The organism is Thiorhodovibrio frisius, assembly GCF_033954835.1.
In the GTDB taxonomy this organism is placed as follows: Bacteria; Pseudomonadota; Gammaproteobacteria; order Chromatiales; family Chromatiaceae; genus Thiorhodovibrio; species Thiorhodovibrio frisius.
This window is the reverse complement of the sequence record NZ_CP121471.1, coordinates 3,136,236-3,150,182: the sequence shown is the minus strand read 5'-3', so window position 1 is coordinate 3,150,182 and position 13,947 is coordinate 3,136,236. Positions and strand designations below refer to the sequence as shown.

The 13,947-nt window shown below is 58.9% G+C and carries 7 protein-coding genes; 6 read left to right on the top strand and 1 reads right to left on the bottom strand.

From position 1 onward, the window contains the following. Positions 1-329: 329 nt before the first annotated feature. Complete coding sequence (locus Thiofri_RS14435; RefSeq protein ID WP_009147040.1) at positions 330-3,614, bottom strand: Ig-like domain-containing protein; 3,285 nt, start codon at positions 3,612-3,614, stop codon at positions 330-332. Between the two features lie 588 nt (positions 3,615-4,202). Between Thiofri_RS14435 and Thiofri_RS14430 the strand changes: the two genes are divergently transcribed. The 6 genes from Thiofri_RS14430 to Thiofri_RS14405 all read left to right on the top strand — a co-directional run bounded on the left by Thiofri_RS14430 (position 4,203) and on the right by Thiofri_RS14405 (position 13,947). Next, positions 4,203-4,952 (top strand): hypothetical protein, encoded by a 750-nt coding sequence (locus Thiofri_RS14430; protein WP_223296663.1) that lies wholly within the window; start codon positions 4,203-4,205, stop codon positions 4,950-4,952. Beyond that, complete coding sequence (locus Thiofri_RS14425; RefSeq protein WP_223296664.1) at positions 4,909-5,883, top strand: IS66 family transposase; 975 nt, start codon at positions 4,909-4,911, stop codon at positions 5,881-5,883. Before Thiofri_RS14430 ends, Thiofri_RS14425 begins: the two co-directional genes overlap by 44 nt. Before the next feature lie 189 nt (positions 5,884-6,072). Beyond that, positions 6,073-6,279: a DUF6447 family protein gene (locus Thiofri_RS14420; protein WP_009147042.1), complete on the top strand. Its 207-nt coding sequence runs from the start codon at positions 6,073-6,075 to the stop codon at positions 6,277-6,279. A gap of 77 nt (positions 6,280-6,356) precedes the next feature. After that, a complete protein-coding gene (locus tag Thiofri_RS14415; protein WP_009147043.1) occupies positions 6,357-8,048 on the top strand; it encodes a CAP domain-containing protein in 1,692 nt (563 codons plus the stop codon). A gap of 163 nt (positions 8,049-8,211) precedes the next feature. Then, positions 8,212-12,477: a DUF4347 domain-containing protein gene (locus Thiofri_RS14410; RefSeq protein ID WP_323705298.1), complete on the top strand. Its 4,266-nt coding sequence runs from the start codon at positions 8,212-8,214 to the stop codon at positions 12,475-12,477. A 597-nt stretch (positions 12,478-13,074) separates the two neighbouring features. Then, positions 13,075-13,947, top strand: a complete 873-nt coding sequence (locus Thiofri_RS14405) for a DUF4347 domain-containing protein (RefSeq protein ID WP_009147045.1) — start codon at positions 13,075-13,077, stop codon at positions 13,945-13,947.

Here is a 13,947-nt window from a genome sequence, read left to right as displayed (position 1 = left end):
GCCCGACCAGTGGATCGAGACGCATGTCGGCGCCTCAATGCTCAATGCTCAAGCGCTGCGGAGACTCGCCTTGATGCCGACATAAAAACTGCATGAGGCGTTTGGGGCTCGTTGTTGGCAGATTGAACTAGCTACCAGCCGCATTGGCGCCATAAATTACCCTTTTTCTCAACTTCTCAACCTAGCCCCTCTCCAAAAACGAAAAACGCCGGTCATCCAATTGCAGGATGACCGGCGTTGATTTGCGAACAGTGGCGACACTTCTACCCTTCGATCGCCACTTCCGGAGGAAAGGACTCCGCAGGCATTAAAGCCTTGTTAAATGTGGTCTAGATGAGCTCAACAGCAGGAAGCACACCATAGTCAGGCGAAGCATTGATGAGCTCAACAGCAGGAAGCACGTCTCCATAGTCAGGCGATGCATTGAATTCTTCGACCGATGTGAAGAATCCGGCCACTCCGGTCAATTCGATGTTTAACACACCTTCAGTGCCATTATCGTATTCGAAATACGTGTTTCCCGAAGACACGGACACACTAACAGCTGCCCAGTCCGCTGCCAACCGAAGTGAGTCGTCAGCGCCGAAGTTTGTGATCTCGACAGAAATGGTATCATTCACCTGGTCCAAAAGTCCAGGATCTTCGATGATCACTGCCCCGGCGCCAGCATCTAGCACGTTATTCTCTTTCGTCAGCAATATCAACTTAGGTTCTGGCTCGGTTACGGGCTCCTCTCCCGGCTCGGTTACGGGCTCCTCTCCCGGCTCGATCACGGGCTCCTCTCCCGGCTCGATCACGGGCTCCTCTCCCGGCTCGATCACGGGCTCCTCTCCCGGCTCGATCACGGGCTCCTCTCCCGGCTCGATCACGGGCTCCTCTCCCGGCTCGATCACGGGCTCTGCTGGCTCGGGCGCGACTGCACCACCGCCGTCAGCAATGACATCGCCATACTCGCTCAATCCATTGAAATCGGCGACATCAAAGAAGCTGCCCGTTACCCCTTGCAGAGTAATTACAGAATTGTTAAGACCGTATTCAAATTCCGCGCCAGCCTCGGTGACGTTGACTGAAACTAGGTTCAGGTCAGCTACAGGTAGTTTCAGGGTGTCGTCCGCGCCGAAATTTGTGATTAGGGCGTGGACCGGTCCGCTTCCTTGATCGACGAATGTAACTGCCCCAGCGGCATCCCTTTGGACCGGCGAGACCATGTTACCACCGATGAGATACTCCGTATTTGTGACAACCGCTTCGGCATCGGGAAGTAAAATATTGCCGAAATTTGGGTCTTTGTTGAAACTTTCCACGCTGAAAAAATCTCCGGAGACACCAACGAACTGAATTTCGGAGGCGATCCCCTTTCCGTTATCGAAGCTGAGGATTGTATTCCCGCTAGCAACCCGAACCTCGACGTCACCAGAATAAGTTACCCCGTTGATTTCAAGAGTGTCGTCATCGCCAAAGTTCGCGATATTGGTGAAGGTGGCCCAGTCCACATCAGCCTTGAAGTCAAAGGCGCCCGTACCTGCGTCCACCTGGTCTGCGGCGAATGGAGTACCTCCATTGAGATTGTAACCAAACAAAGGCTCCGAGGTTTCGCTCGGATCGACCGTCAGCTCGTTACCTTGCTTATCCTGGCCCTCGGTGAAAGCGAATCCGCCGAGAACGAGATTTTTATCAACAGCGCCCAAGTCAACCGCGCCGTCAGCAAAGATCAGCCTGCTATCAGTGCCCGTGACCACCTTGATATTCGTGGCGAGATTGCCCTCGGCGTCGCGGATGTTCATGGTGGTGCCAGTGCGCGTGAATCGGAAATCACTGATTTCACCCTCGAATGCCAGCGTGGTGCCTGCCGAGACGTTGTCGATACCCGCGCCATCAGGCACGAAAATCGTCATCCCCTTGGTGCCGCCGAGGACGCTGGTCACTAACCCATCACCCAAAGTGAACTCCCTCGGGCTCGTATCCATCAACACCAGGTAGGCGTTGGCCTCGGGGCTTTCAGGGAGATCGACGTTGTCGGTAAAGGTCAGCACAGAGGTGTCGGCACCGTCCAAGTCGAGGTCCGCGCCCGCAACGGTGTCGCCGTCGTTAACGAGGAATTGTCCGCCGAGAGCAATTTTCCCTGACTCGATCATCAGTGCTGTGGCGCCGTCCTTGAACCGCAGCGTCGATAACACAGTGGGCGAAACATTCAGGGACGCAGCCAAGGCATCGTTGCCATCGCGCACCTCAAGGGTCGTGCCGTTCCGCACCAGGGTGTAATCTTCGCTCGCGCCTTCAAGGTTCACCGTTGAGCCTCGGGCCAAGCCGCCCGCCGCGGCACCGTTGGCTATATTGAGTGTCTTTCCCTCTCTCTCACCCTCCACATTGGCCGCGAGTCCCTCGGCGACATAGAACTCGCTGGGGCTTTCGTCCGTGAGAATGTACATGGCATTGTAATCACGCACCTCAACTTCAGGAGCTTGAACTGTGACTGTCACCGTCGCTGAATCAGTCTCTTTTCCATCCGTAATTGAATAGTTAAACGTGTCCTTGCCCGAAAAACCCTCATTGGGGGTATAAGTCAGCACGCCATCATCATTGCTGACAGTTCCGTTCTGGGGATTAAACACTTGGTCAATCGTGATGACATCGCCATTCGGATCTGAGTCGTTTTGGAGGACAAAAATGGCAACAGACTCTCCAGCGTTGGTTTCAACTGCATCATCCACTGCATCAGGAGCTGTCTCAACGTCCCCCCCCCCATCAGTCACAGTCACAGTCACGGTTGCGGTGTCAATGTCGCCACCAGCTTCGAGCGTGTAAACAAACGAATCCTCACCGATGAAGCCGGAGTCTGGAGTGTAAGTAATTGTATTGTCAGCATTAACGACAACAGCGCCGTTAGATGGATTCCCCGCGCCCAGCACACTCAGAGCATCACCGTTCGGATCAATGTCGTTGTTGAGCACCGGAATGGTAACTACCTGATCCATAGCGGTTTTGACAGAGTCATCGCCAGCAGTTGGAAGCCTAACGACGACAGTGTCCGCAGCGCCGAAGGTGATATCGTCGATCTCAAAACCCGCGGGCTCGTTGCCTGTGATGTAGAACGAGAGGCCCGCGATGAGGTTCTGTCCAGTGTCCGTCGTCAAGCCATAAAACTCAAAACCCTTGATGCTATTCTGAATCTCTCCGATCGAGTTGCCGTTAATATCAAAAACCTCGATTGTCGTTGACTCGAGCGCGTCAAAATACCCACCTTTGAGACCGACGGCGGCAACCGGCTGAGAGAAATGCACCGCGATAGGGCCGTTGAATGTTGGTGATCCGCTCAAAACTGGACTGGTGTGGCCATCCGCGCCGTCATATACCGTCTCAACGACTCCCTGGGTCAGATCCAGACGTAGCGGCCCATCAGGCGTGGTGTCGTCAAGCGTGACGGGCCTCGTGCCGATGACAGTCTGGCCGACGAATTGCTGACCAAAACTGACTGTCACGTCACCGAGCTTGTCGATATTGGTGAACTCGAAGACCGGATTTTCAGTACCCATAGGTACGTCGACTTCGTCGAAGTCAATGACGGTCGCGAGAGGGGTAAAGTCGTTTTGTCCGATTTTGAGTAGGTTTGCCATGGTTAACACCTCTTTTGGTTTGGCGCTTGCTTAGGTTCTGTGCGCAGAGCGACGCTCAGGGGATACTAAGGACTGATACGGCGGGTGGAGGGGGGGAAGCACGTAAGCATAATTCGATGCGCGAGTACTTTTTCTCCGCATGGCACACACGCATTATGTTGCTGTAGAAGTATTATAGCACATCACGCACGGATTGCAATGGATTTGGGGAGCAAATTTTTTAGCATAGATAAAGCTTAATAAACAATTACTTACAGTTTTTTTGTGGTACAGCACCGCCAACTGAGGTCAGTCAGATCGGCACAGGCAGTGTTTCTCGGGTCATGACAGCAAGTGACAACGCACACAAACCAATCATCGGCTGCCGGACATTGAAGTCTAGCGCATCTTATCTCTCCCGAGTTATGGAGTACGGCCATGACTCAAAAATCTTTAAGTCCGCTCGAAAAAAAATTCTGAAACCGACCTTGCATAGATAAGGATTTACAGTAATTTCTCAAAAAGTAATGGCAAAGATAACAGTTTGCTAGCAAGATAAGATAGAATCTCTTACAAGAAAGCTCCACAACAGGCCATCCATTCTGTCTCATGCCTAGCCACGATCCACTGCCGAGTATTGCCGCATCTGAGCGCACGCCGCTGGTGGAGCAACTGCTGGGTCAGATCGAGCAACTGCTTGAGGTGAATCATCGCCAAGCTGAGCACATTCAGCAGTTGCGCGATGAGATCGCGGTCCTGAAAGGACAAAAGGCGAAGCCCACGTTCAAGCCAAGCGGAATGGAGCAGGGCACCGAGCCCAGCGACGAAGCCGATGGCAACGCGGAAAACCAGGACGGTGAAGAGCGCGGGGAGAATGAAGAGGGTCGCAGCAAGCGTCCACCGCGCAAGCGCCCCGGCTTGTCCAAGCGCAACAAAACCGAGCAACTGCCGATTCACGAGATGCTCAAGATCGCGCCATCAGTCCCGGTTCCCGAGGACTCACGGTTCAAGGGATATCGCGACTTCCTCGTCCAGGACCTGCGCATTGCGGCGCACAACACCTGCTATCGCCTGGAGGTGTGGCAGACGCCTGAGGGTGAGTACCTGCTCGGGGAATTACCCGCCAGCCTCAACGGCAAGCACTTTGGACCAGAGCTGCGTCGCTACATGCTCTACCAGCACCACCACTGCCATGTCACTCAGCCCCTGCTGTACGAGCAGTTGCGTGAATGGGACATCGACATCTCCGTGGGGCAGGTCGACGCCCTGCTCAGCGGCGGCAATGAGGCCTTACTTCGCGGAGAAAGACCACCTGTTGACAACAGGTCTGGAGGTCAGCCGCACCATCACGGTGGATGATTCCGGGGCGCGCCATCAAGGCCGCAACGGCTATGTTACGCAGATCGGCAACGACTGGTTCGCGTGGTTTGCCAGCACTGGCAGTAAGAGTCGCATCAACTTCCTGCAACTGCTGCATGCCGGTGACATCACCTATACGCTAAACAGCCATGCCCTGTCCTACCTGCGCGAGGAGCACTTACCCAAAGAGCCTCTGCGCCGCTTGCAGACGCATCCCCAGAGCACAATCCTCGGCATCACGGCCTGGGAGGCGCATCTCCAGGCGCTGGGAATCACCAGCCAGCGCCATCGGCGCATCGCCACCGAGGGGGCGTTGCTCGGTGGGTTGATCGAGAAGGGCTTCTCGTTGGATCTGTTGATCGTCAGCGATGGGGCCGGACAATTCGCCATCCTGCTCCATGCCCTGTGCTGGGTGCATGCCGAGCGGTTGGTGCCCAAGCTCATCGCACTCAATGACGAGCATCGCCAGGATCAAGAGCGGGTGCGCGGGGAGATCTGGGATCTGTATGCCGACCTCAAAGCCTATCAGCGCAATCCCGATCCCGCATTGGCGCCGGCGCTTGAGGCGCGCTTTGAGAGCATCTTCACCCAGCACACCACCTTTGCCACCCTCAATCAGACGCTCAAGCGCCTGCATCGGCACAAGCAGAAGCTGCTGCTGGTGCTCCAGCGCCCGGAGATTGTGCTGCATACCAACGGCTCCGAAGGCGACATCCGCGGCTATGTGAAGTGGCGCAAGATCAGCGGCGGTAAGCGCAGCGACCTGGGTAGACGCTGTCGTGACGGATTTGCCAGCTTGAAAAAGACCTGTCGCAAGCTCGGCATCTCCTTCTGGGATTACCTGGGCGACCGCATCGAAGGGCATCACACCATCCCGCCACTGTCTGACATCATTCGCGAGCGCGCCACTGCAGCGGGTGTGGTGCCATGAGAGATTGAGAAGTTACGATTTACACTCATAAATTATTGATATAATTATAATTCTTAATTAGCCATCAATTATGCATCGCGTCTCGCACGCAATTTCGGCGGAAGAACCTGGACGGGCCCAACATCGGGCGGTATGCTCCTAGAGCATCCTACCAGCAGTCCACAAAGACCAATAAGGGAGACCAACGCGATGCCAGAACAAACCCCGACTGTCACAATTAACGACAAAAGCTATAAGCTGGACGATCTGTCGGAAAAAGCCAAGCAGCAGCTCGTCAGCCTGCGCGTTTGCGACCAGCAAATCACCTACCTCCAACAACAGCTCGCGATCACGCAAACCGCGCGAGCCAGCTACGCCAGGGTACTGCATGATGAGCTGCCGCCGAACGGGCGCTAGCCGCGCGTGTGGGCACACGCACTTCAACCGCGAGACCTCCCTAGATCCCCATCAATAGCCACTGTCGAGGCGCAACCATGGCCAGCCCAAGCGATTTTGAGCAATTAATGCTGGAACTCGTCAATCGCGCCAGAGCCGATCCGAACGCGGAAGCTGCCGGGTACGGGATCGATTTGAACGCCGACCTTGCCCCGGGCAGCATTTCTCCGCAAGCCAAGCAGCCACTTGTGATGAACACATGGCTCATGGACTCCGCGCGCGGACATAGCGCGTGGATGCTCGAAAACAACATCTTCAGCCACACGGGGGAAGGCGGATCATCGGCTGGCGACCGGATCGCCGCCGCGGGCTACGACTTCGTGGCGCCTTCGACTTGGGGCGAGAATATTTCGTGGAGAGGAACAACTTCCCCAATGCCCCTTGACTTGGAGGAATACGTTCACGAACAGCACAAGGGCTTATTTTTGAGCAAAGGGCATCGTCTCAATATCATGGGAGAGTCCTTCCGCGAAATCGGGATCGGTCAGGTATCCGGCGTTTTCACCGAGCAAGGCGCCGACTATAACGCCTCAATGATCACCGAGAACTTCGCTGCGTCGGGAGATTACGCCTTCCTCGGCGGCGTCGTCTACGAAGACCTCGACAACGATGACTTTTACTCGCCCGGTGAGGGTATTGGAGGCGTGAAGGTCTCGGTCGATGGCCTGACCACCACCACGACCTGGGAGAGCGGTGGCTATCAGGTCGCTCTCGCCCCTGGTTCGTATACGGTCACCTTCTCCGGTGGGACGCTTGACAGCCCGGTCACCCGCGCACTCACCATTGGCCAGGAAAACGAAAAAATCGATCTTATCGTCGATGAGTTTCTGCAACCGCCCGAGCCGCCTCCCCCCGACACCGATCCGCTGCCCATCCCGAACCTGGAGGCGTATTACACATTAATCGACGCTACCCCCAACCAGTTCTTCGTCGCCGAAGGGCTTGAAGCTGGAATGCTTGGCAAGACCGCCGGCAAGACCATCAACGTCGCCGAGGGCGCTGCCGCCCTGGGGCTCGCCGCCGGCACTTCTGTAAACATCGAGGGTGATAGTGCCGATTACCGTCTGCAGCGCAATGACACCATGCTGGAGGTGGTCGACTTCGATGGCACGATTATCGCCTCTATTAGCGGCTCGCCCACCCAGACCTCAACCTTGCGGTTTAGCGACGGAGCGGCAACCTTCGCGATCGAGAATAATCACCTTGCCATTGGCGGACAAATCCTCGTCGCGGACGGCGACATCGTGGGCGGCACAACCCTCGAGCTCGACGATACCGACACCGCCGCCACCATCTTCACCGATGCCGGGGGGCTGCCAGGGAACGCCAACGCCAACGCCTTCTTGATACTCACGGACAAGGCGCCAGAGCGCTTCACCCTGGGCGAAGGGCTGGTGGTGGAGTTACTTGGCGGAACCGGCGGGACCACCATCAACATCCCCGACGGCGCCGGCGCGGCCCGGGTCTCTCCCAACACAACGCTCAACTTCGAGGGGCCAAGCAACGACTTCACCTTCACCCGCCATGGCACCACCATGGATATCCGCGACGACGAGGGCAACCTCGCCGCCATGCTCGTGGCGGCCACCGGCGCGACCACAACCCTGATCTTCGCCGATGGCTTCGTCGAGCTTGGCGTTGCCAACCAACAACTTAGCCTCGGCGGCGTCATCTTTACCGAGGGTCAGAACGCATCCGGCGCTGACTTGACCGTCGATCTATTTGCGTGAACGACTCTGGCTCCATGCCTGGCGCCTCAACACCGACCCGACGCGAGCTGATCGCCTTGCCGCGACCCAAGTCTCTGTCAATCCTGAGTTTCGATCCTCCCTCAATGAGGACCGCGCATCCTACCTCCCCCTACACTCCGCCCTATCAGCGTGGGCAATCGCCATGACCCAGCACGTCTTTTTTATCGACTCCCGCGTCGCGGACATCCCCTCTCTGATTGCCCGCCTGCCACCCCGAAGCGAGTGGTTTCTGCTCGACGGCAAACAGGATGGAATCGCTCAACTGCGCGCCATCCTGGCCGATTACAGCGAGCTTGCGTCCATCCACATCCTAAGCCACGGCGAGCCGGGGCGTCTGTCTATTGGGGCGAGCACACTCGATCAAATCAGTCTCGCGCATCATCGTGCCGCCCTTGCCGAGATCGGCGCCAGCCTCGGCGAGACCGGGGATCTGCTGCTCTACGGCTGCAATCTCGCGCAAGGCGATCAGGGGCGAGCCTTTCTTACCCACCTTTCGCTGCTCACCGGCGCCGATGTCGCCGCTTCCGACGACCCCACTGGCGCGGCTGTTCAGGGCGGTGACTGGACGCTGGAACAACAGATCGGCACGATCGAAACCAGGCCCATCGCACCAGCCTACACTGGTCTTTTGGCGAATGAGGGGGCGCCCGGCACCTTATTGTTCCCCCGGCACACCCTTGGCGAATGGAGAAATGAAACGGCCTTTGCCGCCATAAATGCCGATGGGTCGGTCGTGACCTGGGGAAAGGACAGCGCCGGCGGCGACAGCTCCGCGGTCGCTGACGCATTGAATGGCGCCATTGATGTTGTCCAAGTTTTCTCGACCCAGGAAGCCTTCGCCGCCCTGCGCGCCAATGGCTCCGTGGTGACCTGGGGCGAGGCTTCGGCCGGTGGCGACAGCACCTCTGTGGCCAATGCACTGGATGGCTCGGTCGATGTGGTGCACATTTTTTCAACCGCGGGCGCCTTCGCCGCCCTGCGCGCCGATGGCTCCGTGGTCGCATGGGGTAACAGCAATCAGGGTGGTGACAGCGCCGAGGTTGCCACCGCATTGGATGGCTCCAACGACGTCGTGCGGGTGTTCTCTTCTGGCGGCGCCTTCGCCGCGCTGCGCGCCGATGGCTCCGTGGTGACATGGGGAAGCAGTGAGCACGGCGGCGACAGCACCGCGGTGGCCGGCGCCTTGGATGGCTCGATCGAGGTCGAGCAAGTTTTTTCGACTGGCCATGCGTTTGCCGCCCTGCGCGCGGATGGCTCGGTGGTCACCTGGGGCAAGAGTACCGACGGCGGAGACAGCACGGAGGTGGCCGACGCCTTGGATGGCGCTAGCGAGGTCGTGCAGGTGTTCTCCACCTCGAGCGCCTTTGCCGCCTTGCGCTCCGATGGCTCGGTGATCACCTGGGGAAAGCGCAGCGATGGCGGCGACAGCGCGGCGGTAACTGGCGCCCTGGATGGAGCCATTGAGGTTACCCAGGTCTTTTCAACACGCTTTGCCTTTGCCGCGCTCCGTGCCGATGGTTCGGTGGTTACCTGGGGCAGAAGTAACGCTGGCGGCGACAGCGCCGCCGTTGCCGATGATTTGGATGGCTCCACCGACGTGACGCGGATCTTTGCGACTGAAGGCGCCTTCGCCGCCTTGCGCGCCGATGGCTCGGTGGTCACCTGGGGAGACAGTTACAGCGGCGGCGACAGCACGGTCGTGGCCAGCGCCCTGGATGGCGCCATCGACGTCGAGTGTGTGGTTGCGACCTCTAGCGCCTTTGCCGCGCTGCTCGTCGATGGCTCGGTAGTCACCTGGGGAGACCGCTACACTGGTGGCGACAGCACGGCCGAGGCCACTGACTTGGATGGCTCGATCGAGGTCGAACAGGTCTTTTCGACCGGCCATGCCTTTGCCGCCTTGCGCGTCGATGGCTCGGTGGTGACCTGGGGGGATAGTGACAATGGCGGTGACAGCACAGCGGTAATGGACGATCTGGCGAGCGACGTGCTCACCCTCTCGAGTATCCAGGACACGGACAATCTTGCCTTCGACGACGACGCTCCGACACCACCGCAGGACAATGAAAACGAAGCAGAACCGGAAGCAATAACAGAAATCAAGACCCTGTTTCCGGGTCACTCCCTCGGCGAATGGAGCAATGCCGAGGCCTTTGCCGCCATCAAGGCTGGCGGCTCGGTGGTGACTTGGGGAGACAGTGCGCACGGCGGTGACAGCACGGCTGTGGCCGGCGCCTTGAGTGGCGCCATCGACGTTGAACAACTCTTCTCCGCTGAACATGCCTTCGCCGCCCTGCGCGTCGATGGTTCGGTGGTAACCTGGGGCGACAGTTTCAACGGCGGAGACAGCGCGGCCGTTGCCAACGCGTTGGATGGCGCCGTCGACGTCGAGCAAATCTTCTCCACCACCCAGGCATTCGCTGCCCTGCGCGCCGATGGCTCGGTGGTCACCTGGGGGGGGGCCTTTTCTGGCGGTGACAGCGCAGCGGTGGACAACGCCCTGGATGGCGCCATCGACGTCAAGCAAATCTTCTCGACCGAGCACGCCTTTGCCGCGCTCCGCGCCGATGGCTCCGTGGTGACTTGGGGCAATGATGCCAAAGGCGGTAACAGCGCGGCGGTGGCCAATGCCTTGGATGGGACGCTAGACGTTGAACAAGTCTGTTCGACACGCTCAGCCTTTGCCGCCCTCAGCGCTGATGGCGCTGTTGTCGCCTGGGGGGAGAATCATAATGGCGGTGACACCACGCCAGTGGCCGACGCGCTGAATGGGAACATCGCGGTCGAGCACCTCTTCGCCACGATTGGCGCCTTTGCCGCCCTCCGCGCCGATGGCACGGTGGTGACTTGGGGAGATAGGGGGTTCGGCGGTGATACCGCGGCAGTGGCCAACGCCTTGGATGGCGCCGTGGAAGTCGAGCAGATTTTCTCGGCTCGCTATGCCTTCGCCGCCCTGCGCGCCGATGGCTCGGTGGTGACATGGGGACACAGTGGATTCGGCGGCGACAGCTCGGCGGTAGCCGATGCCCTCGATGGTACCATCAAGGTCGAGCAGGTCTTTTCCAATCACTACGCCTTCGCCGCCCTGCGCGCCGATGGCTCGGTGGTCACCTGGGGTTCTGAACGCGCGGGCGGTGACAGCATCGCACTTGCCGATAAACTGGATGGCGCCCCCGCCGTCGAGAATATTTTTTCCACCCAAATGGCCTTTGCGGCCCTGCTCGCCGACGGCTCGGTGGTGACCTGGGGCGACAAAGCCTCAGGCGGAGACAGCACGGCGGTGGCCGGCGCGCTCGATGGCGCCATTGATGTGGTACATATTTTCTCCACCGAGGATGCCTTTGCCGCCCTGCGCGCCGATGGCTCGGTGGTCACCTGGGGAGACAGCTCCAACGGCGGCAACAGCGCCCCGATCGCGGATGAGCTCGCAAGCGGCGTGCTCACCCTCGCAAGCATCGAGCATGCGAACCAGCTAATCCTGGAAGCTGTTGCTCCAGAACCAGAGCCATACACTATTGGTGATTCCTACTATATCCTCACACCTGCTACTCCAGCTCAGTTTTTCGTCGCCGAAGCCCTTGACGCCCAAGTTAATAGCGACACCAGCGGCAAGACGATCAACATCGGCGAGGGCTCTGCCGCCCTTGGGCTCGATCCCAACACCAGCATAAATCTAAAGGGCGCCAGTGACGACCACACATTGTTATGCAAGGGCGACATCCTGGAAATTCTGGGAAGCGATGACAACTTGGTTACATCCATTCGTGCCTCGGACACCCAAACCACAACTTTACGGTTCAGCGACGGCGCCGCGCACGTAACCACAAAAGATAACCTGCTTTCGATTGGCGGAATCACGCTTTCCGACGGAGACCTAATTAGCGCAACCGGCCTCACCTTGGACGGCGATGACACATCCGTCGGCGCCTTTGCCGATGACAACGTACTCCCCGAAAGCGCCAGCGCCAACGCCTTCTTGATACTCACGGACAAGGCGCCAGAGCGCTTCACCCTGGGCGAAGGGCTGGTGGTGGAGTTACTTGGCGGAACCGGCGGGACCACCATCAACATCCCCGACGGCGCCGGCGCGGCCCGGGTCTCCCCCAACACCACCCTCAACCTCGAGGGGCCAAGCAACGACTTCAGCTTCACCCGCCATGGCACCACCATGGATGTCCGCGACGACGAGGGCAACCTCGCCGCCATGCTCATGGCGGCCACCGGCGCGACCACAACCCTGATCTTCGCCGACGGCTTCGTCGAGCTTGGCGTTGCAAACCAACAACTTAGCCTCGGCGGAATTGATTTCACCGAGGGACAGAGCGCATCCGCCGCTGACCTGACCTTAAACCCCGCGCGGACGTCCGAGCCGGTTTTCGGTGTCCATCTTGACGACATCCTGGCCTAACGCTCATGGTCACGGCCACCCCGGAGGATGAAGCCCATTGTTTCACGGTAACCGGGACCAGGACCCGAACCGCTGCGCTGCCGCGACCATCTTGCCGATGGCAACGCCAAGCGCGGCGTGCGCCAACCGCACCGAGGCTGCCTCCAGAACCGCATTACTCCGCGCGCGCGGCTCCCGCGACAAGGCGGCTGAATTCAACCCGCCCCGTGCTTGGCTTCGCCGGCAAGTTATTTCTCTCACGCATTCCGTGCGTTTAACTTCAAAGATCTCATTTTCGCCGATTCCTTGTCAGAGGTAGAAAAAGAGGGAGGAAAGAGAGAGGGGGGGAGGGAAGCACGGAATTGCGGATAAAAAACGCTAAAAAATTGATTTACCGAACCCTTTTTGTGGTTTTCATAAAAAAGTAAGCGCAATTTGTAGGGAGATCCCCTACAAGGCTGGCAATCTTTAACCGCCGCATCGATGATTGACTTCAAGTGTGGGTGTGCATTAAAGTTTCAGTACGTGGCCTCGACAGGCGTTTGACGGATTACTCGTCATGTAGGCATCGCGGCCTCCTCCCCTGTATTCATCCTCTCCTAGCTCAGGTATAGAGCCATGACCAACCACATCGTCTTTATCGACTCCGCCGTCGCCAACCCCCACACCCTCATCGCCAGCCTGCCGGCGCAAAGCCAGTGGTTCCTGCTCAATTCCGAGCAGGATGGGCTCGAGCAAATGCGCGCCATCCTGGCCGATTACTCCAACCTCGCCTCCATCCAAATCCTCAGCCACGGCGCCCCCGGAACTCTCACCCTGGGCGCCAGCACCCTGGATCAAGCCAGCCTTGCCGCGCAAGCCGAGGTCCTGGCCGATATAGGCGCCAGCTTGAGCGATCAGGGCGATCTACTGCTCTACGGCTGCAATGTCGCCCAAGGCGAACCTGGCCAAACCTTCATCACCGAACTAGCGCAGCTCACCGGCGCCGACGTGGCGGCTTCCGACGACCTAACGGGCGCAGCCGCCTTGGGTGGGGACTGGGTGCTGGAGCGGCACACTGGCGCGATCGCGACCAGCCCCCTCAGTCCGGACTATCAGGGCGTGCTGATCAATGACGTCAGCTCAAACAACCTGCTTTTTTTCGGGCATACGATGGGGGAATGGCATAACGCTAGCGCCTTTGCCGCCATCAAGGACGACGGCTCGGTGGTGACCTGGGGAGATTACGATGGGGGCGGTAACAGCCGAGCGGTGGCCGGCGCGCTCGATGGCACCATCGACGTCAAGCAAGTGTTCTCGACGTCGGATGCCTTCGCCGCCCTGCGCGCCGATGGCTCGGTGGTGACCTGGGGACAGGGTCCCGCTGGCGGTGACAGCAGCGCGGTAGCCAGCGAGCTCGATGGCACCATCGACGTCAAGCAAGTGTTCTCGACCGGGGGGGGCCTTTGCCGCCCTGCGCGACGATGGCTCGGTGGTGACTTGGGGCGATAG